Below are 26,004 nucleotides of genomic sequence, written 5' to 3'. Positions count from 1 at the left end.
GCGCTCAGTTGTGCGAGTCGGGGTTGAGCAGTCGCTCGAGCTCTTCCTCGACATCCGCGTGGCAGACGAACAGCAGCTCGTCGCCCGACTCGACGGGCTGGTCCGGCGTCGGCGTGTAGACCTGGCCGTCGCGCAGGATCGTCACCAGCGAGCAGTTCTCCGGGAACGGGATCAGGCCCGACGGCTTCCCGACGTACGGGGAGCTGGCCGGCAGGGTCATCTCGACGAGGTTGGCGTTGCCCTGGCGGAAGGTGAACAGCCGGACCAGGTCGCCGACGGTGACGGCCTCCTCGACCAGGGCGGACATGATCCGCGGGGTCGAGACATTCACGTCCACGCCCCAGGCCTCGGTGAAGAGCCACTCGTTGTCCGGGTGGTTGACCCGGCCGACGGTGCGGGGGACCCCGAATTCGGTCTTGGCGAGCAGCGCGGTGACCAGGTTGGCCTTGTCGTCACCGGTCGCGGCGATGACCACGTCGCAGTGCTCCAGGCGGGCCTCCTCGAGGGAGGACATCTCGCAGGAGTCGGCCAGCAGCCACTCCGCGTCCGGCACGCGCTCGGGCTTGATCGAGCGCGGCTCCTTGTCGATGAGCAGCACCTGGTGACCGTTCGCGATCAGCTCGCGGGCGATGGAACGGCCGACGGCTCCGGCTCCGGCGATGGCGACCCGCACGGCTACTCCTCCTCCGGTCCGTTGTCGATCACGGTGTAGGCGTGCGTCGCGTTCTCCTCGCGGAGCACCACGTGCAGCATGTCGCCCTCCTGGATCACCGACTCACGCGTCGGCAGGATGCCTTCGCCGAGGCGGTCGATCCAGGCGATCCGGCACTTGGACTGCTCCTGGAACTTCACGGTCCGCTCGCCGACCCAGGCCTCGGTCGCCGGGACCTGGTCCAGGCGGATGGTGCCGGACGGGTCGCGGAAGTCGGGCTCGGCGCCCGCGGGCAGCAGTCGGCGGAGCACCTGGTCCGCGGTCCACTTCACGGTCGCGACCGTCGTGATGCCCAGGCGCTGGTAGACCTCGGCGCGTCCCGGGTCGTAGATCCGGGCGACGACCTGCTGGATGCCGAAGGTCTCGCGGGCGACACGCGCGGCGATGATGTTCGAGTTGTCACCGCTGCTCACCGCGGCGAAGGCCTCCGCGCGCTCGATGCCGGCGTCGGTGAGCACCTGCTGGTCGAAGCCGTAGCCGGTGACCTTGAGCCCGTTGAAGGACGGGCCCAGGCGCCGGAACGCGTCCGGGTTGCTGTCGATCACGCTGACGGTGTGGTTCCGGTCCTCGAGCGAACGCGCCAGCGCCGACCCGACGCGGCCACAGCCCATGATCACAACGTGCACACGCGAAACGCTACTGCACCACGAGCCACTCGTCTCATGCCCTACCGTTGTCCCTCGTGGGTGTCGGTGGAATCTCCAAGCGCATCATCCTCGGACGCAAGCTCCGCAGCTCCCAGCTGGGCGAGACCTTGCTGCCGAAGCGCATCGCCCTACCCGTCTTCGCCAGCGACGCGCTGTCGTCGGTGGCCTACGCCCCGGACGAAGTCTTCATCATGCTCTCGGTCGCCGGCGTCTCGGCGTACGCGTTCAGCTGGAAGATCGGGATCGCCGTCGCCCTGGTGATGCTCACCGTGGTGGCGTCCTACCGGCAGAACGTGCACGCCTACCCCAGCGGTGGCGGTGACTACGAGGTCGCCACGGTCAACCTCGGGAAGTCCGCCGGCATCACGGTGGCCAGCGCCCTGCTGGTCGACTACGTGCTCACGGTCGCGGTGTCGGTGTCCTCGGGCATCCAGAACGCCGGTGCGGCCATCCCGTTCGTGCAGGGGCACGAGACCGAGTGGGCGGCCGCGCTGGTCGCCCTGCTGGCCGCCATGAACCTGCGCGGCGTGCGCGAGTCCGGCGCGGCGTTCGCGATCCCGACGTACGGGTTCATGGCCGGCGTGATCGGGATGGCCCTCTACGGCGCCTACAGGGCCGCCAACGGGACCCTGCCCGACGTCGAGAGCGCACACCTGCACCTGGAGAAAGCCGACGGGTACGGCGGCAACATCAGCACCGCCGCGATGATCTTCCTGCTCGCCCGGGCGTTCTCCTCCGGCTGTGCGGCGCTGACCGGTGTCGAGGCCATCTCGAACGGCGTCCCGGCGTTCCAGAAGCCCAAGAGCAAGAACGCGGCGACCACCCTGCTGCTGCTCGGCGCGATCGCGGTCACGATGTTGATGAGCATCATCGTGCTCGCCAAGAACATGGGTCTGAAGTACGTCGACCCGAACGACCTCTCCCGGCTGCGCGAGGCGAACGGCGACCCGCTGCCCAAGGGCTACGACCAGCACACCGTGATCGCCCAGATCGCCAAGGCCGTGTTCAGCGACTTCACGCCCGGCTTCTACTTCGTGCTCTCCACCACCGGCATCATCCTGGTGCTGGCCGCGAACACCGCCTTCAACGGCTTCCCGGTGCTCGGCTCGATCCTCGCCCGCGACGGTTTCGCCCCGCGCCAGCTCGGCTCGCGCGGAGACCGGCTGGCCTACAGCAACGGCATCATCTTCCTGGCCGCGGTCGCGATCATCCTGATCGTCGCCTTCCGCGCCGAGCCGACCCGACTGATCCAGCTCTACATCGTCGGGGTGTTCGTCTCCTTCAACCTCTCCCAGCTCGGCATGATCCGGCACTGGACGCGACATCTGAAGACCGAGACCAATCCCGCCGAGCGCCGCAAGATGTACCGCTCGCGCGCGATCAACACCTTCGGCCTCGGCATGACCGCGGTGGTCTTCGTGGTCGTGCTGCTGACCAAGTTCCTGGCCGGCGCGTGGATCGCGATCCTGGCGATGATCGTCTTCTTCCTGATCATGAAGCGGATCCGGACCCACTACGACCGCGTGGAGCACGAGCTCAAGATCGGTGACTCCGACCCGATCATGCCGACCCGGGTGCACGCGATCGTGCTGGTCTCCAAGCTGCACAAGCCGACGATGCGCGCGCTGGCGTTCGCCAAGGCGACCCGGCCGAACATCCTCGAGGCGGTCTACGTCGGGTTCGACCAGGAGGCCACCGACAAGCTGCTGGAGGAGTGGGACCAGCGCCGGATCGACATCCCGCTCAAGGTTCTCTACTCGCCGTACCGGGAGATCATCCGGCCGATCGTGCAGTACGCCGTGGAGATCCGCGAGGCGAACCCCCGCGGAGTCGTCGCGGTCTACATCCCCGAGTACGTGGTCGGTAAGTGGCGCGAGCAGCTGCTGCACAACCAGACCGCGCTGCGGCTCAAGGGCCGGCTGCTGTTCACCCCGGGCGTGATGGTCACCTCGGTGCCGTACCAGCTCAAGGGCGCCGAGCTCGGCAAGGAGCGCGAGGACTGGGAGCTCACCCGCTTGCGTCCGGGCGACGTCCGTCGGGGCGGTATCGACCGGTGACCGCGTACGCGGTGGGGGACCGCGTCGAGGCGCGGATCGGACCGGTCGCGCACGGCGGGCACATGGTGGCGCGGGTCCCGGCCGGCGACCACAACGTCGTCGTGTTCGTGCGCCACGCGCTGCCCGGCGAGCTGGCCGTCGTCGAGGTCACCGGCACCGCCAAGCGGTTCCTGCGCGGGGACGCCGTGGAGATCCTCGAGCCGGCCGCCGAGCGGGTCGCCGCGCCGTGTCCGTTGGCCCACCCGGACGGGTGCGGGGGCTGCGACTTCCAGCACGTCAGCCTTCCGGGACAACGGGCCCTCAAGGCCGCCGTGGTCGCCGAGCAGCTCCAACGCCTTGCCGGCCTCGACGTGGACGTGACCGTCGAAGAGGTGCCCGGGAGTCCGGACGGCCTCGGCTGGCGCACCCGGATGCAGTACGTGCCACTTCCCGACGGTGGTCGCGGCTTGCGCAAGAACCACTCGCACGACGTCGTCCCGGTGGAGCGCTGCCTGATCGAGGCGCCTGGTGCCCGGATCCAGCTCGTCGGCGAACCGCCGTCGGGTGCCACGGTCGTCGAGACCGTGCGCCACCGCTCCTTCGAGGTGGCCGCCGACGGGTTCTGGCAGGTGCACCCGGCCGCCCCGGAGACCTTGCTGGGCAGCGTGCTCGAGCTGCTCGACCCGCAACCGGGGGAGCGGGCGGTCGACCTGTACGCCGGGGTCGGGTTGTTCTCGGCGTTCCTCGCCGAGGCCGTCGGGCCGACCGGAAGCGTCCTGTCGGTCGAGGGCGACCGCCGGGCCAGTGACCTGGCGAAGCGGAACCTGGCCGACCTGCGGACCACGATCGTGCGCTCCGGACGGGTCGACCGGGTGCTGTCCGACCTGGACGCCGAAGGGGCGCCGGGGGCTGATCTGGTGGTGCTCGACCCGCCGCGCGAGGGCGCCCGCAAGCAGGTCGTCGACCTGGTCGCCGACCTCGCCCCGCGCGCGATCGCCTACGTCGCCTGCGACCCGGCGGCTCTCGCTCGCGACCTGTCCTACTTCGCCGAGCGTGGGTACCGGATGTCGGTGCTGCGCTCCTTCGACCTGTTTCCGATGACGCACCACGTCGAGTGCGTGGCCCTGCTGGTCCGCGACCGATGAAGTTTGATATCGTGTATCTTGACATCAAGATAAATTAAGTAAGGCAGGCCTTGCTTCCCCCGCCACCACGGGGATGGGCAAGATGGGGCCGCAACTTCCGACTCACGAGGAGTACGCCGATGGCGAGCGTCGACAGCTTCGGTGCCAAGGGCACCCTGGACGTCAAGGGCAAGGCTTACGAGATCTTCCGTCTCGACGCCGTTACCGGTGAGGGCGTCGACGTCGCGTCGCTGCCGTTCTCGCTGAAGGTGCTGCTGGAGAACCTGCTGCGGACCGAGGACGGCGCCGACATCACCGCCGACGACATCCGGTTCCTGGGCGCCTGGGACGCTGACGCGCAGCCCGACAAGGAGATCCAGTACACGCCGGCCCGCGTGATCATGCAGGACTTCACCGGCGTGCCCTGCATCGTCGACCTCGCCACGATGCGTGAGGCCATCGCCGACCTCGGTGGCGACGCGACCAAGGTCAACCCGCTGGCCCCCGCCGAGATGGTCATCGACCACTCCGTGATCGCCGACTTCTTCGGGTCCGCCGACTCCTTCGAGCGCAACGTCGAGGTCGAGTACGAGCGGAACCGCGAGCGCTACCAGTTCCTGCGCTGGGGCCAGGGCGCCTTCGACGACTTCAAGGTCGTCCCGCCCGGCACCGGCATCGTGCACCAGGTCAACATCGAGCACCTGGCCCGGACCGTGTTCACCCGTGAGGTCGACGGCGTTCTCCAGGCCTACCCGGACACCTGCGTCGGCACCGACTCGCACACCACCATGGTCAACGGCCTGGGCGTCGTCGGCTTCGGCGTCGGCGGCATCGAGGCCGAGGCCGCGCTGCTCGGCCAGCCGGTCAGCATGCTGATCCCGCGGGTCGTCGGCTTCAAGCTGCACGGCGACCTGCCCGCGGGCGCGACCGCCACCGACCTGGTGCTGACGATCACCGAGATGCTGCGCAAGCACGGCGTGGTCGGCAAGTTCGTCGAGTTCTACGGCGCCGGCGTGACCGTGCTGCCGCTGGCCAACCGCGCCACCATCGGCAACATGAGCCCGGAGTTCGGCTCGACCATCGCGGTCTTCCCGATCGACGAGGAGACCATCGACTACCTGCGCCTGACCGGTCGCTCCGAGGAGCAGCTGGACCTGGTCGAGGCGTACGCCAAGGAGCAGGGCCTCTGGCACGACCCGACCGTCGAGCCGCGCTTCTCCGAGAAGCTCGAGCTCGACCTGTCGACCGTCGTCCCGTCGATCGCCGGCCCGAAGCGCCCGCAGGACCGGGTCGCGCTGACCGACGCCAAGTCGTCGTTCGAGGGCTACCTGCCGACGTACACCAGCCAGCCGGAGGCGAAGGTCCCGGTCACGCTGGCTGACGGCAGCTCGTTCGACCTGGAGAACGGTGCGGTCACGATCGCCTCGATCACCTCCTGCACCAACACCTCCAACCCGAGCGTGATGATCGGCGCGGCGCTGCTGGCCAAGAAGGCGGTCGAGAAGGGCCTGACCCGCAAGCCGTGGGTGAAGACCACGCTGGCGCCCGGCTCGAAGGTCGTCACCGACTACTACGACAAGGCCGGCCTGACGCCGTACCTGGAGAAGGTCGGGTTCAACCTCGTCGGCTACGGCTGCGTCACCTGCATCGGCAACTCGGGCCCGATCATCCCCGAGGTCTCCGCCGCGGTGAACGAGCACGACCTCGCCGTCGTCTCGGTGCTGTCGGGCAACCGCAACTTCGAGGGCCGGATCAACCCGGACGTGAAGATGAACTACCTGGCGAGCCCGCCGCTGGTCATCGCCTACGCCCTGGCCGGCAACATGAACGTCGACCTGTTCAACGACCCGATCGGTCAGGACACCGAGGGCAACGACGTCTTCCTCAAGGACATCTGGCCGAGCCCGGCCGAGGTCGAGGCGACGATCGCCGAGGCGATCGACTCCGCGATGTTCACCAAGGACTACGCCGACGTGTTCGCCGGTGACGACCGTTGGAAGAACCTGCCGACCCCGACCGGCAACACCTTCACCTGGGACCCGGCCTCGACCTACGTCCGCAAGGCGCCGTACTTCGACGGAATGCCGCTGGAGCCGAACGCGGTCACCGACATCGAGGGCGCCCGCGTTCTGCTGAAGCTGGGCGACTCGGTCACCACCGACCACATCAGCCCGGCCGGCGCGATCAAGAAGGACAGCCCGGCGGGTCGCTACCTGGCCGAGCACGGCGTCGACCAGCGCGACTTCAACTCCTACGGCTCGCGCCGCGGCAACCACGAGATCATGATCCGCGGCACCTTCGCCAACATCCGGCTGCGCAACCAGCTGGCCCCGGGCACCGAGGGCGGCGTCACCCGTGACTTCACCGCCGGCGGCGAGGTCACCTCGGTCTACGAGGCGAGCGAGAACTACATCGGCGCCGGGATCCCGCTGGTCGTGCTGGCCGGCAAGGAGTACGGCTCGGGCTCCTCGCGCGACTGGGCCGCGAAGGGCACCTCGCTGCTCGGCGTGAAGGCCGTCATCGCGGAGTCCTACGAGCGCATCCACCGCTCGAACCTGATCGGTATGGGCGTCATCCCGCTGCAGTTCCCCGAGGGTCAGAACGCCGAGTCGCTCGGCCTGACCGGCGAGGAGACCTTCGCGATCAGCGGCATCACCGAGCTGAACGAGGGCCGCACCCCGAAGACCGTCAAGGTCACCGCGGGCGACGTCACCTTCGACGCGGTGGTCCGGATCGACACCCCCGGCGAGGCGAACTACTACCGCAACGGCGGCATCATGCAGTACGTGCTGCGGAACCTGCTCAAGGGCTGATCCCGCGCGACCTCACGCCCCGCTCGTGCTTCGGCACGGGCGGGGCGTTGTGGTACCTAGGGGAGTGCGACCCGGTACAACCGCCCGTTCCGGTACGACGAGAGCCAGGCCTTCCCGTCGGTGATCGCCAGATCGATGTTCGCCCGGTCGTCCAAGGGCGGCTGGTTCCCGACCTTCTTGCTGCGGAGCACGTGCCCGTCCGTCGGGTCGAGCGTCACCAAGGTCGGCCCGTCCTCGACGCCGACCAGGACCGAGCCGTCGGGCGCGATGCGCACCGGGTCGGGTTGACCGGGGACATTGACGGTGGTGAGGACCTCGAGAGTCTTCGGGTCGATCGCCACCACCTTGTCCTGCGACGTGCAGGTCACCCAGACCTTGTCGGCCGCGGGCGCGAGACCCTGCGGGCTCGAGCACACCGCGCCCGACGTGGTCACCTTCCCCGTGGCCGGGTCGATCCGGAGCACCTGGCTGGTGCGGAACTGGGACACCCACACGGCGTCGGCCGAGGTGGCGACCAGCCGCGCGCCGACGCCCACGTCGATGCGCTGGACCACCTTCGCGTCGGAGGGACGGACCTTCAGCAGCAGACCCGCGTCCTGCGCCACCACCCAGACGAACCCGAGGCCGGTGGTCACGCCCTCGGCCCCCGCGCCCATGGGGGTCGTGGTGAGCACCTTCGCGGTAGCCGGGTCGATCTTGAGCAGGCTCCCGTCGCCGAAGGAGGTCACCCACAGCGCGTTCTCTCCGGCTGCGATGCGGAGCGGGGTCGAGCCGATGGCCGCGGTCAACGTCGCGGTGATGCGCGAACCACTCACGACCCGCGCCAACGTACTGCTGTCAGCGCCGACGGCCCACACCGTGCCGTCCTCTGTGGCGGCCACGCCGACGGGACCCGCGCCGACCTTCACCCAGGGCTTGGCCCTCGGTGTCGCGGCCTGGCCGCAACCGGCGAGCAACAGGAGGCCGACGACCAGGGCAATGAGGCGACGCATGCCGGGACGCTACTCCGGGTCGGCGGGAGATTTCTTTGCCTCGACCCAACCTTTGGGGCGGGTTCATGCGTGTCACGGGCAGGGTCGGACGATTTCAGGGAAGGTGGACCCGATGAGCGATCTCGGAACAGCACTGCGGGAGCTGGCCGGTCGGCAGCAGCCGATCGACGGGTCGGACGCGGCTGACCTCTGGTCCCGAGGCAAGCAGCGGGTGCGTCGTCGGCGTGCGATCGGCGCGGCGGTGGCTGCGATCGTGGTCGCCGCCGTGGGTCTGGGTGCCGTCCTGGTGCCCGAGCCCGCCGTGGTGATGCCCGCCGGGGAGGTGCACAAGCCCGCCTACCCGGAACGGATCTACCCGGCCAGCCGGTGGCTGGCCACCACCAAGGACCACCCGCTCGGCCAGGTGGCGGTCGTCATCCCGAGCTACCGGGGCAACAAGAGCTCGGTGTACGCGATCTCGGCAACGACGGGGGAGTACCGGTACCTCGACCTCCCCGGGTGGGTCGAAGGCAGCCACGTCTCGCTGGCGCCCGACGGCAAGCACCTCGCGTACTGGACGACGGGCCGGACGACCCAGGCGCCGTACCCGGACCCGATCCTGAATCCTGTCGGAAAGGGCGAGGCGATCGCCGGGGTGGCGATCTACGACACGGTCACGGGCAAGGTGCAGCGCACGCCGTTGCCCACGCCACACGGGATGTCGGACGAGCCGGTGTACTGGGTCAACAACGCAACGATGTGGTTCGGTGACTGGCGGCTGCAGAACCGGCACTCGGCGAAGATGGTCCGGTCCCTCTCGATCAGTGTCGGACGGCCCGAACCGCTGCAGATCCGCGACAGTGCGCTGGCAGGCACGAGCGGCAACCTGAACTCGAACGGGACGTTCTCGCTGTCCGAGGACGGTCAGCAGACCTGGGAGCAGGTGGCGGCCCCGGGGTCGATCGACCCCGGTTTCTTCGAGGCTCGCCCTGCTGTGCGGCTGCCGGTCAGGTTGCCGGAGAAGCACGCGGACGGCCCCGTCGCCACCTACGACTACGTCGCGACCGCGGGCACGCGGGTCGTGGTCGTCGTGGACAGCACTCCGAGCATGAGCAGCCCGGTGCTGGTCGGCGACATCGACAAGAACGGCGCGGTGAAGACGCTCGACTTCGTCGGAGACCGCTTCCAGGAGGCCGACGTCGTCGGCTGGCGCGACGCGTCGACCCTGCTGGCCTACGGGCGCGATCGCCACGGCGCGATCCTCGCCGCGGTCGACGTTCCGACCAGGAAGCTGACCGTGCTGACCCGGTCGATCAGCGGCTGGTCGCCGGACATGTCCCCGGCGCGCGACGTCCTGGCCCAGGGGCTCGTCACCGGCCTCCGGCCGCCCGAGCCGATGGATCCGCGGCTGCGCAACGGATTGATCGCCGGAGGCGGGCTGGTCCTGGCCGGCGCTGTGCTGGTCCTGGTCCGGCGGAGGCGTCGTGCGTAGGGCCGAGGCGGAGCGGGCGACGTTCGAGGAGTACGTGACTGCGCGCCGGCCTGCGCTGGTGCGCACGGCGTACCTGCTCTGCGGCGACGCCCATCTCGCCGAGGACCTGGTCCAGGGCGCTCTCATCAAGGCGGTGGCGCACTGGCGTCGGATCGGTGACAACCCCGAGCCGTGGCTGCGGCGGGTGATGGTGAACGACCACATCTCCGGGTGGCGCAAGCACCGCGGTCGGGAGCGGCTCACGGACACGATGCCTGAACGCGTCGTCGAGGAGGGTCGCGACCTCGGCCTGGCCGAGGCACTGCGTCTACTGCCTCCGCGTCAGCGTGCCGTCGTGGTGCTGCGCTACTACGAGGACCTCACCGAGCGGGAGACCGCGGACGTGCTCGGGATCGCCCTCGGCACGGTGAAGTCCCAGCACGCCGACGCCGTACGCCGGCTGCGCGAGCTGGTGCCGAGCATCGTCGGCGAAGTCGAGTCCACCAGGGCGGTCCTGTCCTAGCATCGGGGTGACGGAAGGCGGTCGCATGACCACACTCACCGAAGCCCCTCCCAGCAAAGCTTCCGGACGCAAGCCCCTACTCGTGCTTCTCGCGAGCCTGCTGGTCGTGGTCCTGGTCGCCGGTGCGTTCTGGATCAAGCACGAGCGCCGCGCCGATGAGTGGCGCCACGGGGGCGACGACGTGACGGTCCAGGCCCGGATCGAGGCGACCGACGCCGCTCGGTTCGGCGACGCGTTGGCCACTGCAGGTGGTGATCGCAACGATGCCATCGTCGACGCGGAGCAAGGATTCGTCATCCGGGTGAGGTGGACCGGGAGCCCCGCGGTCGACGGCTCCTACCAGTTCGTCCTCCTCGACAACCGGGTCTCGCCGTCGCAGATGATCCGGGCGGCGTCCGCGTCGGTTGGGGGCAAGGGGTTCGGAGCCAACTGGGCGGGTGCCTACGAAGAGCTGCATCGGCACTACGCCTGGTTGGCCGGCACAGCGGCGAAGCAGCTGCCCGATGGCAGTTATACCGAGGACACCAACGCGCTCGGAGTGCCGGCCCAGAACCAGGGCGCTGCGACTCTCGCCTACTGGATCACCAAGCCGACGATGCCCACCACCAACCCGGCGCACGACCTCAAGCTGGCGATGTTCTTCGTCGACTCCGACGGCGAGGTGCGCTGGGCCCGCGACATCCCGATGGAGCCGCTCGGCTGAGGTTCTGATCAATCTGGTCGTGCTCGGGCACCCTGGACGACCACCTTGATCAGAACTGGCTACCGTGGCTCCATGATCGTCGCCATCAGCATCAGCCCGTCCGCCAGCGATCCTGAGGCGGGCGTCGCCGACAAGGTCGCGGAGGCGGTCCAGGTCATCCGCGACTCGGGTCTGCCGAACGAGACCAACGCGATGTTCACCAACATCGAGGGGGAGTGGGACGAGGTGATGGCGGTGGTGAAGGCCGCGGTGTTCAAGGTCGCCGAGTCCTCCCCGCGCGTCGGGCTCGTCCTCAAGGCCGACATCCGCAAGGGCTTCGAGACCGGACAGCTGGCAGCGAAGGTCGAGCGCGTCGAAGCAGCGCTCGGCAACTAGCCCAAGATCTGGCCCGGAAAAAGAACTGGCGCCGGGCCCCTCCCCCCTGGAAGGCCCGGCGCGAGCTCGGTCTGGATGAAGAACGCTTACGCGGCGTCGAGGATGCGGGCCAGCCAGTCGTCGACGTCGACGGTCTCGGCACCCAGCGGAACGCTCTCGAGCGCGCCGTACACGAAGTCCTGGATCGCGCGGGTCGGGAACTGCAGCAGGGTCTCGCCGGACGGGGAGTCGAGCTCCACGATCACGACCGCCTCGCCGCTCGGGCTGAGGCACGGCCACACGTGCACGTCACCGTCACCGGTGGGCTCGTACTGGCCCTCGACCAGCAGGTCCCGGGCGAAGGTCCAGTCGACCGGACCGGCCACCGTGGAGAGCACCATCGTGACGGCCCACGGGTCGGCGGCGTCGAAGCGGAACTCGGCCGAGAGGTCGTGATCCTGCTCGGTCTCGACGGTCGCGATCTGCACGGCCATGGTGCTGACGGAGGTCTTGAGGTTCCGGTCCATCTTCTCGGTCCTTTGTCCCTGATTGGTTCGTGAGCGGTTCTTCGGCAGAGGAACGGAGAAGGTTTGGGTTTATGACTTGAAATGGCTGGACTGGTCCAGTGAAAGGGGTGGACTGGTCCAGTTAGCGCGTCCGTTTTGGTGCGGATTACAAATGAATGTCCGCCGCCACCGACGAATTCCGTAGGTGACGGCGGACAGCCGTATTTACCCGTTCAGGCGCTGATGGAACCCAGGATCGGTTCGGACTCGATGATGCCCTCCTCGCTGGGCTTGGCACCCTCGCCGAAGACCTTCGCGGCCTGGCGATCGCGCAGGTCCCGGTGGGCGTCGGCCGGCTTGTCGTACCCGTAGAGCTCGCGCGCGGCGGCCGGGGTGACCACCTCGGGGTGCGTCGGCGGCACCTCGAAGATGATCGGCGCGACCACGTCGCGGGTCATCGGGGACAGGAACGTGAGGATGTCGAGCTTCACGCGACGATTCACGTTCGCGAGGAGGAACGCGATCTTGAGGACCGGCACGATCGCCGAGTCGACGAAGCGGGACTGCTTCAGGCCGCTCATCTCGCGCATCCAGCGCGGCATGGTGGCGATGGTGCCGGCGCGCAGGAACCGTGCAGCGATCCAGTTGGCCGGCGCGAACACCTTCGGCAGCGGCGGCAGCATCACGCTGGCGTCGAGCAGGTGGTTCATCGCGTTGCGGGCCAGGTCCGAGCCGAGCAGCTGCGGTCGCATGTGCTCGAAGTAGTCCTGGATGCCTTCCCGGGTGCGCGGCACGTCGTCGGGGGAGCAGGTCTGCAGCTCGGCTGCGACCGCGCACTCCTCCCAGTACTGCGCCTCCTCGGTCGCGCTGAGCCGACCGGGGCCGTACTTCTCGTAGGCGTAGAGGATCGAGTGCCAGGCGGTGAGGTGGATCCACAGCTGGCTGTGCGGGTCGTTGGCGTCGTACTTGATGCCGGTGACCGGGTCGGTGCCGATGCCCTTGCTGTGCACCTTCACCAGGATGTCCGCTGCCTTCGACGTCGTCCGGGAGTCACCGAAGGCGACCAGGGCGAAGTAGCGCAGGGTGCGGTCGTAGCGGGTCCGCGGCCGGTCGAAGATCGCGTGGGTCTCGTCGACGGAGGCGACCAGGGCGGGATCGAGCTCCTCGACCACGACGGCGCGCTGGAAGCCGACGGTCAGCGAGGTGGGGTAGCTCCAGACCTTCCAGGTCACCGAGTCGGGACCGAAGAAGCCGTAGTCCTCGTGCGGAGTGATCTGCGGTTTGCGCAGCAGGGAGATAGCCATGAGTAATTACTACACAGGTGTAGCATTTGTGTCCAGTGACCCACGCCACAGGTTTCGAGGAGGTTCGGATGACCGCGTACGGTTCGCCTGTGACCGCCTCGCCGACCGGTGCCGAGAAGCCCCGGCGCCGCCCGTACGCTGCGCGCGTGCCGGCTGACGTCCGCCGCGAGCAGCTGATGGACGCGGCGCTGACGATCATCGTCCGTGACGGGTACGCCGCGGTGTCGGTCGACGCCATCGCCAAGGAGGCCGGCGTGACCCGGCCGGTGGTCTACGGCGTCTTCGAGGGTGGTCTGCGCGACCTGCTCGGGACCCTGCTCGACCGCCAGCAGGAACGCGCCCTCACCCAGCTCTCCGAGGCGTTGCCCCCCGAGCCGGACCTGTCCGACCCGGACCGCCTGGTCGCGGAGACCGCGCGCAAGATGATCGAGACGGTGCGGTCGAACCCGATGGTCTGGCAGCCGATCCTGCTGGCGCCGGTGGGCATGCCCGCGGAGGCGCGGTCCCGGATCGACGGGGACCGGGAGAACTTCGTGGTCCAGCTGACCGGGCTGCTCGAGCTCGGCCTGGCACTGCGCGGGGGACCGGTGCTCGACGCCGAGGTGGCGGCACACGCGATCCTGGCGATCCTCGAGCACTTCGGCCGGCTGCTGCTCACCGAACCGGACCGGTTCGAGACCGACCGGCTGGTCTCGACGATCACGGGATTGCTCGGCTCGCTGAAGTAGTCGTGTCGCCCTGGTGTCGTTCGAACACCTGTGCGAACATGGAGCCATGTTCCATCCTCGGCCGGACCCGATGCCCCTGCCCGCCGCAGCGCCTGCTGACTCGACGGTCGCGCCGCCGGGATGGCCGGCCGGCGTGCGGCCCCCGGGGACGCCGGACTGGGAGCGGACCGCGACCAACTGGTTGCTCGACATCTGCCCGCCGGAGTACCGGACGTACCCGGGGCTGCGCCGGCACCCGGCGATCCTGGCCAGGTTCGCCGTCCTGCACGTCGAGGCCGGGCAAGCGGCGGTCCAACGAGGCTTGAGCGAGGTCCGCGGACTGCTGCGCGACATCGCGACCCACACCGAAATGGCGGCCGCGGTCGACGTCTGGCAGTACGAGGGCGCCCGGCTGATCGGCATCCGCCGTTCGGTCGGCCTGGTCGAGGAAGCGCTGCGCGGTCAGCGGTACGCCGCCCGTCTGGGGCTGAGCGACGCGAAGTACTGAGGAGGTTGCGCAGCAACCGTCTCGAAGTGCCAGAGTGCGGGTATGGCCAGACTCGCGGTGGTGCTGCTCGTCGACGACCGCGGCTGGGTGCTGCTCCAGGAGCGTGACGAGTTCGCGCCGAGGGCGGCGAACCAGTGGGGCATGGTCGGCGGTCACGTCGAGGACGGTGAGGACTTCGGGACCGCGGTCTACCGCGAGGTGGCCGAGGAGATCGGTGTCGACCTGCCCGAGGGCAGCCTGACGCTCTGGCAGGACGCCGAGTACACCTACCCGGACGGCCACCACGGCCACTACCACGTGTACGCGGCCCGCGTGGACCTGACCGACGACGACATCACCGTCGGCGAGGGCCGGCAGATCGTCTTCGTCGACCCGGAACGGATCCCGGAGCTGGACCTGGCCGGGTCCTCGCAGCACTTCCTGCCGCTGTTCCTGGCCTCCGACCTGTACGCCACCCTGCGGAGCGCGTTGTGAGCGCCCTGCGGATCGTGCCGGTGCCGAGTCACGGCACGGAGGACGTGCTGGTCGGTCCTGACGGCACGGTCTTCACCGGCACCGCCGACGGGAACCTCTACGCCGTCGACCCGGCCGAAGGCAGCGCGCGGTTGATCGGCACCACCGGCGGTAGGCCGTTGGGGATCGAGCTCCTGGACGAGCGCCGGTTGCTGGTCTGCGACGCCCACCACGGGCTGCTCGCCGTGGACATCGCGACGGGCGAGCTCGAGACGCTCGTCGACGCGGTCGACGGCATGCCGCTCGTGTTCTGCAACAACGCGGCCGTCGCGAGCAACGGGGACATCTGGTTCTCCGACTCCTCGACGAAGTTCGGCATCGAGCACTGGCGCAAGGACTTCATCCAGAACACCCGGACGGGTCGGCTGATCCGTCGCACGGCTGCCGGTGAGGTCGAGATCGTCCTCGACGACCTGGCCTTCTCCAACGGCGTCGCGTTGTCCGCCGACGAGTCCTACGTCGCCGTCGCGGAGACGACCACCCGCACCGTCGTCCGCCTCTGGCTCACCGGCCCGAAGGCGGGGCGGCGGGAGTTCCTCTGCCACGACCTGCCGGGCTATCCCGACAACATCGCGCGGGGAACCGATGGACTGATCTGGGTCTCGCTGCCGTCGACCGTGGACACCGTGGGCGAGCGGGTGCTGCGGATGCCTCAGGCGGTGCGGGCCCTGGTCTCGGCCGTCCCGCCGGCGCTGCAGCCGAAGGTGAAGCGAGTGGTCCGGGTGATGGCGTTCGACGACGACGGCCGCTGCGTGCACGACCTCACCGCGGACGCGACCGGGTTCCACATGGTCACCGGCGTGCGCGAGCACCACGGGCAGGTCTGGCTGGGCAGCCTCGAGGAGCCGGCGGTTGCCGTGATCTCGCTGGCTGCGGACTAGACTTCCGCGAATACCGACCACCACGACCGATCTGGGGGAAGCAGGGCAATGGGGCACCTGGAGTCGATCACCGGACCGCAGGATCTGCGCCGGCTCGACGACCGCCAGCTCACCGAGCTCGCCGCCGAGATCCGTGACGAGCTGGTGCGCACCTGCGCGCCCCGCGGTGGTCACCTCGGACCCAACCTCGGCGTGGTCGAGCTGACCCTGGCGATCCACCGGGTCTTCGACTCCCCGCGCGACAAGGTCGTCTTCGACACCGGCCACCAGGCCTACGTGCACAAGATGCTGACCGGCCGCGCGACCCAGTTCGACTCCCTGCGGACCGAGGGCGGCCTGTCGGGGTACCCGAGCCGCTCCGAGTCCGACCACGACCTGGTGGAGAACTCGCACGCCTCCACGTCGCTCTCCTACGCCGACGGTCTGGCCAAGGCCTACGCGATCCGCGGCGAGGACCGGCACGTGGTCGCGGTGATCGGCGACGGCGCCCTCACCGGCGGCATGGCCTGGGAGGCGCTCAACAACATCGCGGTCGGCAAGGACCGCAGCCTGGTGATGGTCGTCAACGACAACGGGCGGTCCTACCAGCCGACCGTCGGTGGTCTGGCCAGCGCCCTGACGCGGATGCGCACCAACCCGCGCTACGAGCAGGTGCTGGACCAGGTCAAGCGCCGCCTCAACGGTGTTCGCGGCGTCGGGCCGGCGGTCTACGACGCCCTGCACGCCATGAAGAAGGGCATGAAGGACGCGCTCGCTCCCCAGGGACTCTTCGAGGACCTCGGCCTGAAGTACGTCGGCCCGATCGACGGCCACGACCTCGGTGCCGTCGAGCAGGCGCTCACCCAGGCCAAGAAGTTCGGCGGCCCGGTGATCGTGCACGTGATCACCCAGAAGGGCTTCGGCTACGACCCGGCCGAGCGCAACGAGAACGACCAGATGCACCAGGTCGGCCCGATGGACCCGGAGACGGGCGTCGCCCGCCCCAAGGGCCGGATCTGGACCGACTTCTTCACCGACGAGATCGTCGCCATCGGTGAGGAGCGCCAGGACGTCGTCGCGATCACCGCGGCGATGCTCTACCCGGTCGGGCTCGACCGGTTCGCCGCTCGCTTCCCCGAGCGCACCTTCGACGTCGGGATCGCCGAGCAGCACGCGGTGACCAGCGCTGCCGGCCTGGCGATGGGTGGCCTGCACCCGGTCGTGGCGATCTACGCGACCTTCATGAACCGCGCGTTCGACCAGGTGCTGATGGACGTGGCGCTGCACAAGTGCGGCGTCACCTTCGTGACCGACCGCGCCGGTGTCACCGGTGACGACGGCGCCAGCCACAACGGCATGTGGGACATGTCGATCTTCCAGGTCGTGCCCGGCCTGCGCCTGGCCGCACCGCGCGACGGTGCCCGGGTCCGGGAGCTGCTGCGCGAGGCCGTCGCCGTCGACGACGCACCGACGATCGTGCGGCTGCCGAAGGGCGCACCGCCCGAGCAGGACATCCCGACCGTGTCCAAGGTCGGCGACGCCGACGTGCTGGTCCGACGCGGGGCCAAGGACGTGCTGATCGTCGCTGCCGGGGCGATGGCGGCCACGGCGGTCGAGGTCGCCGCGCGGTTGGAGGACCAGGGGATCGGCGTCACCGTCGTCGACCCGCGCTGGGTCAAGCCGATCGAGCCGGCCCTGGTTCCGCTCGCCGCCGAGCACCGCCTCGTGGTGAGCGTCGAGGACAACGGCCGGGTCGGCGGTTTCGGTGCCAACCTGCTGCAGCTGCTCAACGACGAACGCGTCTCGGTCCCGTTCCGGCTGCACGGCATCCCGCAGGAGTTCCTGGACCACGCCAAGCGCGAGTCGATCCTGGAGAAGATCGGCCTGACCGCGCAGGCGCTCGCCCGCAAGATCGTCGAGGACGTCACGGCTCTGGACGCTGGCCACTCCTTGGTGGACGCGCCCTAGGGCCAGGCATGCGATCGACACGAAGCGGTTGGGGGACCGCTGTCCTCGCCCTACTCCTGATCGGGTCCGGACTCGCGTCGGGCTGCTCGAACGACAGCACGTCGATCCACACCACCGCGGCCACCGGCACCGTCACCGCCGGCGAGGCCCAGAAGCTTCTCGACCGGCGCGCCGACGCGATCCTGCACGACAAGCTGAGTGCGTTCCTGGCCACCCTGGACAGCAGCAACGCTCGCCTCATCTCCCGGCAGCGTCGGTACTTCGCGAACATGCAGGCGCTGCCCGTCCAGACCCTCGAGTACACCGTCCTGAAGTCCGACTGGCCCGCCGAGCTGCGCGCCAAGGCCTGGGGGACGCATGCCTCGATCCCGCAGGTGAAGATCTCCACCCAGCTCGCCGGGTTCGACAGCGTCCCGATCGCCAGGACCACGGGCTTCGCCTTCGGACGCAAGGGTGGGAAGCCGGTGATCATCTCCGAGCTGACCGGTGCCGGGAAGCAGTTCCCGGGGTCCTCGCCCTCGCCCTGGGACCTCGTCCGGATCCATGTCTACCGCAGCGGCCAGACCCTCCAGCTCTACGACAACGGCACCTGGCACGAGGCAGGCTTGATCAACAGCGCACTGCGGCGCGGGATCGCGAACGTCCAGGACGGGCTCCCGTTCGCCTGGGCCGGCAAGGTCGTCGTCTACGTGTTCAGCGCCAAGACGGTGCTCGACAGCTACGAGGGCGTGCCCGGCGGCAACATCAAGCACCTCGGCGCGATGACGTTCCCGATGTACGCCGTCCTGGGGCAGTCCGCGGTCGCGGGCGTCCGGTTCACCCTGCTGCCGAGCTCGGTCCGCGCCGGCCAGCCGTTCCTGGACCGGATCGTGCGGCACGAGCTCACCCACGTCGCGGTGGGCGATCGCGACGACGGCGTACCGGTCTGGTTCGCCGAGGGCCTGGCCGAGTACATGGGCGCCCGGTCGATCCCGACCGACCAGCGACGGATCGCGACGGTCGCGGTGAAGCGTGCGCGGCAGGGTGTCACGGCGCTGCCGGCCTCGGCCGGGTTCAACGGGCCGGACCAGGCGTGGAACTACGCGCTGGCCTGGATGGCGTGCGACTGGATCGTGGCAACCCAGGGCTCGGCCCGCCTCTGGGAGCTGATGGACGCCCTGCACGACAACGGGGACGGCACCACCGACGAGGATCAGGACGCCGTGCTGGAGCAGGTCCTCGGCATCTCCGGGTCCGAGCTGGCCAAGGACGCGGCCCACCGGATCCTGGAGATCTACGGTTAGGCCCTGTGATCGTCGAGCCTGTTGAAACCCGGTGACCTGGGCGCAGTGGGACTCGGATCACGCGATCCGTCGGGCATACCGGGCGCGTCCGCAGCGTTGGTGACTCTAGGCTGGACCTGAAGACACCGACCGAGGAGTGAGCGTGACCCAGGCGCGATTCGTACACATCGTGGACGACGTCCCCGAGCTCGAGGGGCTCAGCGACGGTCCGGTGATGGTGATCGCCCTGGACGGCTTCCTGGATGCCGGTAACGCGTCCGCCCTGGCTTCGGGTCACCTGCTGGAGAGCTCGAGCAGCCGCATCGTGGCGAGCTTCGAGGTCGACGAGTTCTACGACTACCGCGCCCGTCGCCCACCCATGACCTTCTTCGAGGACCACTACACCGACTACGACGCCCCGCGTCTGGTGGTGCGCCTCCTGCACGACCTGAGCAACACCCCCTTTCTGCTGCTGACCGGCCCCGAGCCGGACATGCGCTGGGAGGGCTTCGCCGACGCCGTGCGCAAGGTGATCGAGCACTTCGAGGTCCGGCTCTCGGTGATGCTCGGCTCGGTGCCGATGGCCGTCCCGCACACCCGACCGGTGCAGCTGACCAACCATGCGACCTCCAAGCGGTTGCTGATCTCCGAGAACGTCTGGGCCGGCGAGATCCGGATCCCGTCGAGCGCCCAGTCGCTGCTCGAGGTGCGCCTGGGCGAGTGGGGCCACGACGCCACCGGTTTCGTCGCGCACATCCCGCACTACCTGGCCGCCTTCGGCTACCCGGAGGCGGCGTCCGCGATGCTCAGCCAGGTCGGCGCGGTGACCGGGTTGGCGTGGGACACCGCCGAGCTGGACGAGGCCGCCGAGGTGCGCCGCGTCGAGATCGCCACCCAGGTGGCCGACTCCGACGAGGTGCGCGCCGTGGTCGAGGGCCTGGAGCAGCAGTACGACGCGTTCCACCGCGGCGAGGCCGACAGCCTGATGGCCGACGACACCGAGCTCGACCCCGAGGACCTGCCCACCGGTGAGGAGATCGGCGCCCAGTTCGAGGAGTTCCTCGCCGGGCTCGACGACGACGGCCGCGGAGGTCAGGCCTGATGCCCTCGACGATCGCGGAGTTCCTCGACCTGCTCGACCTCGAGGTCATCGAGGACAACTTGTTCCGCGGCCGCCAGCCGGCGACCTCGCTCCAGCGGGTCTTCGGCGGTCAGGTGGCCGCGCACGCCCTGGTGGCCGCGACCCGCACCGTCGACCCGACGTACGAGGTGCACTCGCTGCACTCCTACTTCCTGCGGCCCGGCGACACCCAGGTCCCGATCGTGTACGACGTCGAGGACGTGCGTGACGGACGGTCCTTCGCGACCCGCCGCGTGCTCGCCCGGCAGCACGGTCGCCCGATCTTCGCGATGACCCTGAACTTCCAGGTGCCCGAGGACGGGCTCGAGCACCAGGACACCATGCCCGACGTCCCGGCACCCGAGGACTGCGTCGACCTGGCCGAGATCTTCCGCTCGCGCACCGGCAACGAGGACGACTGGCCCAAGGAGTGGGGTGCCCTCGAGGTCCGCTTCGCCGGCAACTCCCGTCCCGGCGGCGAGCTGAACGACCCGACCAGGCCCGCCGAGGCGCGGCTGTGGATCCGGGTCGCGGGCGACATGCCTGATGACCGGCTCGCGCACGTCGCGGCCTTCACCTACGCCAGCGACATGACCCTGCTGGGCTCGACGCTGATCCCGCACCAGGTCTTCATCGCCTCGCCGGGCATGCAGGCGGCGTCCCTGGACCACAGCATCTGGTTCCACCGGCCGTTCCGGGCCGACGAGTGGTGGCTCTACGACCAGCACAGCCCGTCCGCCTCCGGTGGGCGTGGCCTGGCGATCGCACGGATCTGGACCCAGGACGGCCGCCTCGTCGCGAGCGTCGCCCAGGAGGGCCTGATCCGCTACCACGCCCCGTAAACGGAAACGGGCCTGCCGAGAGATCTCGACAGGCCCGGAGTCCGCGGGTCAGCGGGTGCGACCCACCACGTGCGGCTTGCCGTTCTTCGGGTTGGTCATCGAGAAGTCGATGCCCTGGTTCGGGCCGTCGTCGACGATCCGGGACCCGAAAGCGACCTTGGTCGGCAGGATCACCGGCTTGCGGAACTCGACCTCGATCGTGACCGCGTCGGGCAGTCGGCTCTCCATCGCGGCCACGCAGCGGGCCTTGGTCCAGATGCCGTGGGCGATCTGGCTCGGGAACCCGAAGGCCTTGGCGGTCAGCGGGTAGAGGTGGATCGGGTTGTAGTCACCCGAGACCGCGGCGAAGCGACGGCCCAGGTCGGCGCCCAGCTTCCACTCGGTGCCGTTGCCGGCGATGACCTCGAACGGCGCACCCTCGGGCTTCGCGTCCTTGTCGCCGCGGCCGGGGCGCAGGTAGGTCGAGGTCGACTCCCACACCAGCTCACCGTCGCTGGTGACCGTGGTCAGGAAGTCGAACATCGTGCCCTTGGCGTGCATCCGCTTGTTGGTCGCCGTGGCCGAGACGTCGAGACGCTCGGTCGGGGCGATCGCGCGGTGCTGGGTGACCGAGTTGCGCAGGTGCACGCTGCCGATGGCGGCATACGGGAACGAGCTGTCGGTCATGATCCCCATGTGCAGCCGGAAGGCGAGCATGTGCGGATAGGTGACCGGCAGGGTCTGGCCGGGCTCGAACCCGCAGACGTCCCGGTACTGCGCGACGTGCGCTGGGTCGATCGCCACGTCCTTGCGGGTCAGCCGCAGGTCGGGCAGGTCGCCGCCCTTCTTGGCCACGCCCGGGATCAGGTTGACCCCGGGCACGACCGGCAGCGCAGCCTTCAGCATGCTCGGCAGGGCCGAAGCGCTGCCCTCCACGATGCGCTCGGTCATCAGGCGCCCAGCATCATCTGGCCGCAGACCCGCACGACGTTGCCGTTGACGGCGGACGAACCGGGGGAGGAGTACCAGGCGATCGCCTCGGCGACGTCGACCGGCAGGCCGCCCTGGGCCATCGCGTTCATCCGCTGGCCGACCTCGCGGGTGGCGAACGGCACGGCGGCGGTCATCGCGGTGATGATGAAGCCCGGCGCCACCGCGTTGATGGTGATGTCGTTCTTCAACGTCGGGGCGATCGCGTCGACGAAGCCGATCACGCCGGCCTTCGAGGCGGCGTAGTTGGTCTGACCGACGTTGCCCGCGATGCCGGCGATCGAGGAGACGCCGATGATCCGGCCGTTCTTGTTGATCAGGCCCTGCTCGAGCAGCTCGGCGGTGATCCGCTCCGGCGCCGACAGGTTCACGGCGATGACCGAGTTCCAGCGGTCCTCGGCCATGTTCGCGAGCTTCTTGTCGCGGGTGATGCCGGCGTTGTGGACGACGATGTCGACGCCGCCGAACTTCTCGCTCACGTGGTGGGCGATCCGCTGGGCCGCGTCCTTGGCGGTGATGTCGAGGGTCAGGAAGTCGCCGTCGAGCTCCTTGACGACCGCCTGCAGCTCGCTCGCCGCCTGCGGCACGTCGATGCCGAGGATGGTGGCACCGTCACGGTGCAGCACCCGAGCGATCTGCTCGCCGATGCCGCGTGAGGCGCCGGTGACGATCGCGACCTTGCCGGCCAGCGGCTTGGCGGCGTCGGCGACCTTGCCGGCCTTCTTGGTGCCGGTCAGGCCCAGGCGGGCGACCTGGCCGGAGACGTAGGCCGACTTGGGGGAGAGGAAGAACGCCAGCGTCGAGTCCAGGGTGCTCTCGGCGCCCGGGGCGACGTAGACGAGGTTGACGGTGCTGCCCTTGCCGATCTCCTTGCCGAGCGAGCGGGTGAAGCCCTCGAGCGCGCGCTGGGCGATCCGCTCGTCGGTCGACTCGGTCTGGGTCGGGTTGGTACCGATGACGACGACCCGGGCGCAACCCTTGAGGCTGCGCAGCAGCGGGGTGAAGAACTCCTGGAGCGCGACCAGCGACTCCGGGGTGGTCAGGCCGGTGGCGTCGAAGACCAGGCCCTTGTACTTCTCGCCCTCGGCGGCCTTGGTGGTGCTGGCGATGCCGAGGCCGTCCAGGACGCTGACCACGTCGACGCGGCCGGTGCCGCCCACGACGACGGTGCCGTCGACCAGCGGGGCGCCCTCGTGCCAGCGGTCGAGCTTCTCCGGGCTCGGCAGGCCGAGGTTCTTGACGAACATCTGGCCGATCGGGCTCGAGCTGAAGGACTGGTAACGGTCGTTCATCGGGATTCCTTGCTGATCTGGGGGCTGGATCCCACGCTGGGGGCGGGGGTCCGACGGGATGTTTTCAGGGGGTCCGAGCGTTGTACCGTCACGAAATGTAACTTCAGCTGTAACTCAGTGTCCAAGTTTCGTGACGTGGCACTCACTCCGTTCCAATCCCCGATGTTACGCGCCAGTATTGTTTCCACCTTCCGCAGATCAGGAGAGACCTCTCATGCAGGACAAGACTCGCCGCGTGGCGATCCTCGGTGGCAACCGGATCCCCTTCGCGCGCTCCAACTCTGTCTACGCCACGGCGTCCAACCAGGAGATGCTGACCGCGGCCCTCGACGGCCTGGTGGCCCGCTTCAACCTCGAGGGTGAGCGCCTCGGTGAGGTCGCCGCCGGCGCGGTGCTCAAGCACTCCCGCGACTTCAACCTCACCCGTGAGGCCGTGCTCTCCACCCGCCTCGCGGCCGAGACCCCGGCCGTCGACATCCAGCAGGCCTGTGGCACCGGTCTCCAGGCGATCATCTACGTCGCCAACAAGATCGCGCTGGGCCAGATCGATTCCGGCGTCGGCGGTGGCACCGACACCACCTCGGACGCCCCGATCGCGATCGGCGAGAAGCTCCGCAAGAAGCTGATCAAGCTGAACAACGCCAAGACCAACGCGGACCGGGTCAAGATCCTGGCCTCGATCCGCCCGGGCGACATCTCGCTGGCGATCCCGTCCAACGGCGAGCCGCGCACCGGCCTGTCGATGGGCGAGCACCAGGCGCTGACCGCCCTGGAGTGGCAGATCACCCGCGAGGCGCAGGACGAGCTCGCGGTGAACTCGCACCACAACCTGGCTGCCTCCTACGAGGCCGGCTGGCAGGACGACCTGATCACCCCGTTCAACGGGATCGACCGGGACAACAACCTGCGTGCCGACTCCAACATCGAGAAGCTCGCGACCCTGAAGCCGGTCTTCGGCAAGGGCGAAGCCGCCACCATGACGGCCGCCAACTCGACCCCGCTGACCGACGGCGCCTCGGTGGTGCTGCTCGGCTCGGAGGAGTGGGCCAAGGAGCACGGCCTCAAGCCGCTGGCCTACCTGGCCGACTACGAGACCGCGGCGGTCGACTTCGTGCACGGTGGCGAGGGCCTGCTGATGGCCCCCGCGTACGCCGTCCCGCGGATGCTCGCCCGTGCCGGCCTGACGCTGCAGGACTTCGACTTCTACGAGATCCACGAGGCCTTCGCCTCGCAGGTGCTCTCGACGCTGAAGGCCTGGGAGGACCCGATCTTCTGCAAGGAGCGCCTGGGTCTGGACGCGCCGCTCGGCTCGATCGACCGCAGCAAGCTCAACGTCAAGGGCTCCTCGCTGGCGGCCGGTCACCCGTTCGCCGCGACCGGCGGGCGCATCGTGGCCAACGCCGCGAAGCTGCTCGACGAGAAGGGCTCCGGCCGCGCGCTGATCTCGGTGTGTGCTGCTGGTGGCCAGGGCGTCGTCGCCATCCTGGAGCGCTGATACCGAGCGTGTGGAATGTGTGACGGGCGCGGGTGGGCAACCACCCGCGCCTTTCGCTTGAGTGGCTCTTCCCGGATGAGGGCGTAGCCTCTGGGCCCGTCGGCGCTGGAATGAGCCCTCTATCGTCGGTCCATGACCACTCGACTGAACCCCTACCTCAGCTTCGCGGGTGATGCCTCGGCCGCTCTGGCGTTCTACCAGGACGTCTTCGGTGGCGACCTCACGATCAACCACTTCGGCGACTTCGGCACCGACGACCACGGCGTGGGCGACCAGGTCATGCACGGCCGGCTGGAAACAGCGTCCGGCCTCACGCTGATGGCGGCCGACATGCTGCCGGGCGAGACGTTGCGGCCCGGGAACAATCTCGCGGTCAGCCTCGGCGGGGACGACACCGAGGAACTGCGTGGCTACTGGCAGGCGCTGTCGGACGGAGGGACCGTGACGGTCGAGCTGGCCCTTCAGCCGTGGGGCGACGAGTTCGGGATGTGCGTCGACCGGTTCGGGACCTCGTGGCTGGTCAACATCGCCGGGGGCGGCTGACCTACCCGCTCCGCGCTGCCCCCGGTCGGTTAGTGGCCGGCAGCGAGGGCGACCGCGGTGGTCGTCAGGAAGTCCCGGACCTGGTCGCCGGAGATGCGCGAGATCGTCGGGATGCCCGGCGAGCTCTCCTTGACCAGCATCCCGATCCGGGCGAGCTGGAGCGCTCCCAGCCCGGAGGCGTACATGTAGTTGGCGACCAGCACGCTGTCGCCGACTTTGAAGTCGCCGGACTCGGCACCCTCCTCGAGGGTCTCCTTCAGCGTGCGCAGGCAGGCGGAGATCGCACGGCCGAGGCGGAACAGCGCGCCCTCGCTGACCTGCTCGAGGAGCTCGGGCCCCGGGCGTCGCATCAGGGTCTGCGCGCACTCGACGAACGCCGGGTACTCCAGGCCGTAGTCGACGAACGCGCCGACCACGGCGCGCAGCTTGTCGGTGGGGGAGCCGGACGCATCAGCGGCCGCCTTCTCCAGGCGATCCTTCAGCTCCTCGAGGTAGCCCTCGACGGCGAGCGCGAACAGCTCTTCCTTGCCGCTGAAGTGCCGGTAGATGATCGCCCGGTTGATGCCGACGGCCTTGGCGATGTCGTCGATCTGGGCGTCACGGACGCCGTTCTCGTCGAAGAGCGCCCGCGTGGCAGCCAGGATCTGCTGCTCGCGCGCCTTGCGCCGGGCAGCAGCCGCGGACTGCCGGCTGGGGGTGCTCATGTCCGGAACTGTAGTGCAACTCCGGTTTACACACTTGTCGCACGAGGAACTCGTCCC

25 protein-coding genes are annotated in these 26,004 nt (G+C 69.2%); 17 read left to right on the top strand and 8 right to left on the bottom strand.

From position 1 onward, the window contains the following. Nucleotides 1–4: 4 nt before the first annotated feature. Together EFL95_RS11540 and EFL95_RS11535 are read right to left on the bottom strand one after the other, a co-directional pair. Complete coding sequence (locus tag EFL95_RS11540) at nucleotides 5–673, bottom strand: potassium channel family protein (protein ID WP_123234102.1); 669 nt, start codon at nucleotides 671–673, stop codon at nucleotides 5–7. Between the two features lie 2 nt (nucleotides 674–675). Beyond that, the gene (locus tag EFL95_RS11535; RefSeq protein WP_123234101.1) at nucleotides 676–1,338 is read right to left on the bottom strand and encodes a potassium channel family protein; all 663 of its coding nucleotides are present in this window, start codon (nucleotides 1,336–1,338) and stop codon (nucleotides 676–678) included. Nucleotides 1,339–1,394: 56 nt separating this feature from the next. On the opposite strand from EFL95_RS11535, the gene EFL95_RS11530 reads away from it, so the two are divergent. The 3 genes from EFL95_RS11530 to acnA all read left to right on the top strand — a co-directional run bounded on the left by EFL95_RS11530 (nucleotide 1,395) and on the right by acnA (nucleotide 7,332). Next, nucleotides 1,395–3,416 (top strand): APC family permease, encoded by a 2,022-nt coding sequence (locus EFL95_RS11530; RefSeq protein WP_123234100.1) that lies wholly within the window; start codon nucleotides 1,395–1,397, stop codon nucleotides 3,414–3,416. After that, on the top strand, nucleotides 3,413–4,540 hold the full coding sequence (locus tag EFL95_RS11525) for a class I SAM-dependent RNA methyltransferase (RefSeq protein WP_123234099.1): 1,128 nt from the start codon (nucleotides 3,413–3,415) through the stop codon (nucleotides 4,538–4,540). Before EFL95_RS11530 ends, EFL95_RS11525 begins: the two co-directional genes overlap by 4 nt. A 119-nt stretch (nucleotides 4,541–4,659) precedes the next feature. Next, nucleotides 4,660–7,332 (top strand): aconitate hydratase AcnA, encoded by a 2,673-nt coding sequence (gene acnA, locus EFL95_RS11520; RefSeq protein ID WP_123234098.1) that lies wholly within the window; start codon nucleotides 4,660–4,662, stop codon nucleotides 7,330–7,332. A gap of 56 nt (nucleotides 7,333–7,388) precedes the next feature. On the opposite strand, the gene EFL95_RS11515 is transcribed toward acnA, so the two are convergent. Continuing rightward, nucleotides 7,389–8,324, bottom strand: a complete 936-nt coding sequence (locus tag EFL95_RS11515) for a Vgb family protein (RefSeq protein ID WP_123234097.1) — start codon at nucleotides 8,322–8,324, stop codon at nucleotides 7,389–7,391. Between the two features lie 112 nt (nucleotides 8,325–8,436). Here EFL95_RS11515 and EFL95_RS11510 point away from each other — a divergent pair, with 112 nt between their 5' ends. The 4 genes from EFL95_RS11510 to EFL95_RS11495 all read left to right on the top strand — a co-directional run bounded on the left by EFL95_RS11510 (nucleotide 8,437) and on the right by EFL95_RS11495 (nucleotide 11,375). Then, entirely contained in the window at nucleotides 8,437–9,795 is a 1,359-nt protein-coding gene (locus EFL95_RS11510) for a hypothetical protein (RefSeq protein WP_123234096.1), read from the top strand. Beyond that, nucleotides 9,788–10,297 carry a SigE family RNA polymerase sigma factor gene (locus EFL95_RS11505; RefSeq protein ID WP_123234095.1) on the top strand — a complete coding sequence of 170 codons (510 nt, stop codon included), beginning with the start codon at nucleotides 9,788–9,790 and terminating at the stop codon, nucleotides 10,295–10,297. Before EFL95_RS11510 ends, EFL95_RS11505 begins: the two co-directional genes overlap by 8 nt. Before the next feature lie 82 nt (nucleotides 10,298–10,379). Then, on the top strand, nucleotides 10,380–11,000 hold the full coding sequence (locus EFL95_RS11500; protein ID WP_123234094.1) for a hypothetical protein: 621 nt from the start codon (nucleotides 10,380–10,382) through the stop codon (nucleotides 10,998–11,000). A gap of 72 nt (nucleotides 11,001–11,072) precedes the next feature. Further along, nucleotides 11,073–11,375 (top strand): thiamine-binding protein, encoded by a 303-nt coding sequence (locus tag EFL95_RS11495; RefSeq protein ID WP_123234093.1) that lies wholly within the window; start codon nucleotides 11,073–11,075, stop codon nucleotides 11,373–11,375. Between the two features lie 86 nt (nucleotides 11,376–11,461). Here EFL95_RS11495 and EFL95_RS11490 read toward each other — a convergent pair whose 3' ends face one another. Together EFL95_RS11490 and EFL95_RS11485 are read right to left on the bottom strand one after the other, a co-directional pair. Beyond that, nucleotides 11,462–11,881 carry an SsgA family sporulation/cell division regulator gene (locus EFL95_RS11490; protein WP_123234092.1) on the bottom strand — a complete coding sequence of 140 codons (420 nt, stop codon included), beginning with the start codon at nucleotides 11,879–11,881 and terminating at the stop codon, nucleotides 11,462–11,464. Between the two features lie 212 nt (nucleotides 11,882–12,093). Then, the gene (locus EFL95_RS11485) at nucleotides 12,094–13,164 is read right to left on the bottom strand and encodes an oxygenase MpaB family protein (RefSeq protein WP_123234091.1); all 1,071 of its coding nucleotides are present in this window, start codon (nucleotides 13,162–13,164) and stop codon (nucleotides 12,094–12,096) included. Nucleotides 13,165–13,253: 89 nt separating this feature from the next. On the opposite strand from EFL95_RS11485, the gene EFL95_RS11480 reads away from it, so the two are divergent. From EFL95_RS11480 to EFL95_RS11445, 8 genes are all read left to right on the top strand, one after another. Next, entirely contained in the window at nucleotides 13,254–13,892 is a 639-nt protein-coding gene (locus EFL95_RS11480) for a TetR/AcrR family transcriptional regulator (protein ID WP_183407132.1), read from the top strand. Nucleotides 13,893–13,938: 46 nt separating this feature from the next. Beyond that, nucleotides 13,939–14,379, top strand: a complete 441-nt coding sequence (locus EFL95_RS11475) for a hypothetical protein (protein ID WP_221176371.1) — start codon at nucleotides 13,939–13,941, stop codon at nucleotides 14,377–14,379. Nucleotides 14,380–14,421: 42 nt separating this feature from the next. Beyond that, nucleotides 14,422–14,853, top strand: a complete 432-nt coding sequence (locus tag EFL95_RS11470) for an NUDIX domain-containing protein (RefSeq protein ID WP_123234088.1) — start codon at nucleotides 14,422–14,424, stop codon at nucleotides 14,851–14,853. After that, on the top strand, nucleotides 14,850–15,773 hold the full coding sequence (locus EFL95_RS11465) for an SMP-30/gluconolactonase/LRE family protein (protein WP_123234087.1): 924 nt from the start codon (nucleotides 14,850–14,852) through the stop codon (nucleotides 15,771–15,773). Before EFL95_RS11470 ends, EFL95_RS11465 begins: the two co-directional genes overlap by 4 nt. Nucleotides 15,774–15,821: 48 nt before the next feature. Continuing rightward, nucleotides 15,822–17,720 (top strand): 1-deoxy-D-xylulose-5-phosphate synthase, encoded by a 1,899-nt coding sequence (gene dxs / locus EFL95_RS11460; RefSeq protein ID WP_123234086.1) that lies wholly within the window; start codon nucleotides 15,822–15,824, stop codon nucleotides 17,718–17,720. A gap of 8 nt (nucleotides 17,721–17,728) precedes the next feature. Beyond that, nucleotides 17,729–19,003, top strand: coding sequence for a hypothetical protein (locus tag EFL95_RS11455; RefSeq protein WP_123234085.1), 1,275 nt, complete (start codon nucleotides 17,729–17,731; stop codon nucleotides 19,001–19,003). A 142-nt stretch (nucleotides 19,004–19,145) separates the two neighbouring features. Next, nucleotides 19,146–20,084 carry a proteasome assembly chaperone family protein gene (locus EFL95_RS11450; protein ID WP_246004912.1) on the top strand — a complete coding sequence of 313 codons (939 nt, stop codon included), beginning with the start codon at nucleotides 19,146–19,148 and terminating at the stop codon, nucleotides 20,082–20,084. Further along, nucleotides 20,084–20,944, top strand: coding sequence for an acyl-CoA thioesterase (locus EFL95_RS11445; protein WP_123234084.1), 861 nt, complete (start codon nucleotides 20,084–20,086; stop codon nucleotides 20,942–20,944). Before EFL95_RS11450 ends, EFL95_RS11445 begins: the two co-directional genes overlap by 1 nt. Nucleotides 20,945–20,992: 48 nt before the next feature. Here the strand turns inward: EFL95_RS11445 and EFL95_RS11440 are convergent, their stop codons facing one another. Together EFL95_RS11440 and EFL95_RS11435 are read right to left on the bottom strand one after the other, a co-directional pair. Continuing rightward, a complete protein-coding gene (locus tag EFL95_RS11440; protein ID WP_221176370.1) occupies nucleotides 20,993–21,874 on the bottom strand; it encodes a MaoC family dehydratase in 882 nt (293 codons plus the stop codon). Continuing rightward, on the bottom strand, nucleotides 21,874–23,205 hold the full coding sequence (locus EFL95_RS11435; protein WP_123234083.1) for a 3-oxoacyl-ACP reductase: 1,332 nt from the start codon (nucleotides 23,203–23,205) through the stop codon (nucleotides 21,874–21,876). Before EFL95_RS11435 ends, EFL95_RS11440 begins: the two co-directional genes overlap by 1 nt. A 214-nt stretch (nucleotides 23,206–23,419) precedes the next feature. Here EFL95_RS11435 and EFL95_RS11430 point away from each other — a divergent pair, with 214 nt between their 5' ends. Together EFL95_RS11430 and EFL95_RS11425 are read left to right on the top strand one after the other, a co-directional pair. Beyond that, a complete protein-coding gene (locus EFL95_RS11430) occupies nucleotides 23,420–24,700 on the top strand; it encodes an acetyl-CoA C-acetyltransferase (RefSeq protein ID WP_183407131.1) in 1,281 nt (426 codons plus the stop codon). Between the two features lie 132 nt (nucleotides 24,701–24,832). Beyond that, nucleotides 24,833–25,243, top strand: coding sequence for a VOC family protein (locus tag EFL95_RS11425; RefSeq protein ID WP_123234081.1), 411 nt, complete (start codon nucleotides 24,833–24,835; stop codon nucleotides 25,241–25,243). 29 nt (nucleotides 25,244–25,272) lie between these two features. On the opposite strand, the gene EFL95_RS11420 is transcribed toward EFL95_RS11425, so the two are convergent. Then, nucleotides 25,273–25,947 carry a TetR/AcrR family transcriptional regulator gene (locus tag EFL95_RS11420; RefSeq protein WP_123234080.1) on the bottom strand — a complete coding sequence of 225 codons (675 nt, stop codon included), beginning with the start codon at nucleotides 25,945–25,947 and terminating at the stop codon, nucleotides 25,273–25,275. Nucleotides 25,948–26,004: the final 57 nt, after the last annotated feature.

The organism is Nocardioides marmorisolisilvae (assembly GCF_003725775.1).
Lineage (GTDB): Bacteria > Actinomycetota > Actinomycetes > Propionibacteriales > Nocardioidaceae > Marmoricola > Marmoricola marmorisolisilvae.
The sequence above is the reverse complement of the archived record's forward strand: the minus strand, read 5'-3'. Positions and strand labels throughout refer to the sequence as shown.

What these genes read in the sequence shown, in the direction of transcription:
- EFL95_RS11515 (WP_123234097.1), bottom strand. Translation starts at nt 8,324, where the DNA reads ATGCGTCGCCTCATTGCCCTGGTCGTCGGCCTCCTGTTGCTCGCCGGT.
- EFL95_RS11490 (WP_123234092.1), bottom strand. Translation starts at nt 11,881, where the DNA reads ATGGACCGGAACCTCAAGACCTCCGTCAGCACCATGGCCGTGCAGATC.
- EFL95_RS11430 (WP_183407131.1), top strand. Translation starts at nt 23,420, where the DNA reads ATGCAGGACAAGACTCGCCGCGTGGCGATCCTCGGTGGCAACCGGATC.
- EFL95_RS11420 (WP_123234080.1), bottom strand. Translation starts at nt 25,947, where the DNA reads ATGAGCACCCCCAGCCGGCAGTCCGCGGCTGCTGCCCGGCGCAAGGCG.
- dxs (WP_123234086.1), top strand. Translation starts at nt 15,822, where the DNA reads ATGGGGCACCTGGAGTCGATCACCGGACCGCAGGATCTGCGCCGGCTC.
- acnA (WP_123234098.1), top strand. Translation starts at nt 4,660, where the DNA reads ATGGCGAGCGTCGACAGCTTCGGTGCCAAGGGCACCCTGGACGTCAAG.
- EFL95_RS11435 (WP_123234083.1), bottom strand. Translation starts at nt 23,205, where the DNA reads ATGAACGACCGTTACCAGTCCTTCAGCTCGAGCCCGATCGGCCAGATG.
- EFL95_RS11440 (WP_221176370.1), bottom strand. Translation starts at nt 21,874, where the DNA reads ATGACCGAGCGCATCGTGGAGGGCAGCGCTTCGGCCCTGCCGAGCATG.
- EFL95_RS11485 (WP_123234091.1), bottom strand. Translation starts at nt 13,164, where the DNA reads ATGGCTATCTCCCTGCTGCGCAAACCGCAGATCACTCCGCACGAGGAC.
- EFL95_RS11475 (WP_221176371.1), top strand. Translation starts at nt 13,939, where the DNA reads ATGTTCCATCCTCGGCCGGACCCGATGCCCCTGCCCGCCGCAGCGCCT.
- EFL95_RS11445 (WP_123234084.1), top strand. Translation starts at nt 20,084, where the DNA reads ATGCCCTCGACGATCGCGGAGTTCCTCGACCTGCTCGACCTCGAGGTC.
- EFL95_RS11470 (WP_123234088.1), top strand. Translation starts at nt 14,422, where the DNA reads ATGGCCAGACTCGCGGTGGTGCTGCTCGTCGACGACCGCGGCTGGGTG.
- EFL95_RS11455 (WP_123234085.1), top strand. Translation starts at nt 17,729, where the DNA reads ATGCGATCGACACGAAGCGGTTGGGGGACCGCTGTCCTCGCCCTACTC.
- EFL95_RS11495 (WP_123234093.1), top strand. Translation starts at nt 11,073, where the DNA reads ATGATCGTCGCCATCAGCATCAGCCCGTCCGCCAGCGATCCTGAGGCG.
- EFL95_RS11510 (WP_123234096.1), top strand. Translation starts at nt 8,437, where the DNA reads ATGAGCGATCTCGGAACAGCACTGCGGGAGCTGGCCGGTCGGCAGCAG.
- EFL95_RS11425 (WP_123234081.1), top strand. Translation starts at nt 24,833, where the DNA reads ATGACCACTCGACTGAACCCCTACCTCAGCTTCGCGGGTGATGCCTCG.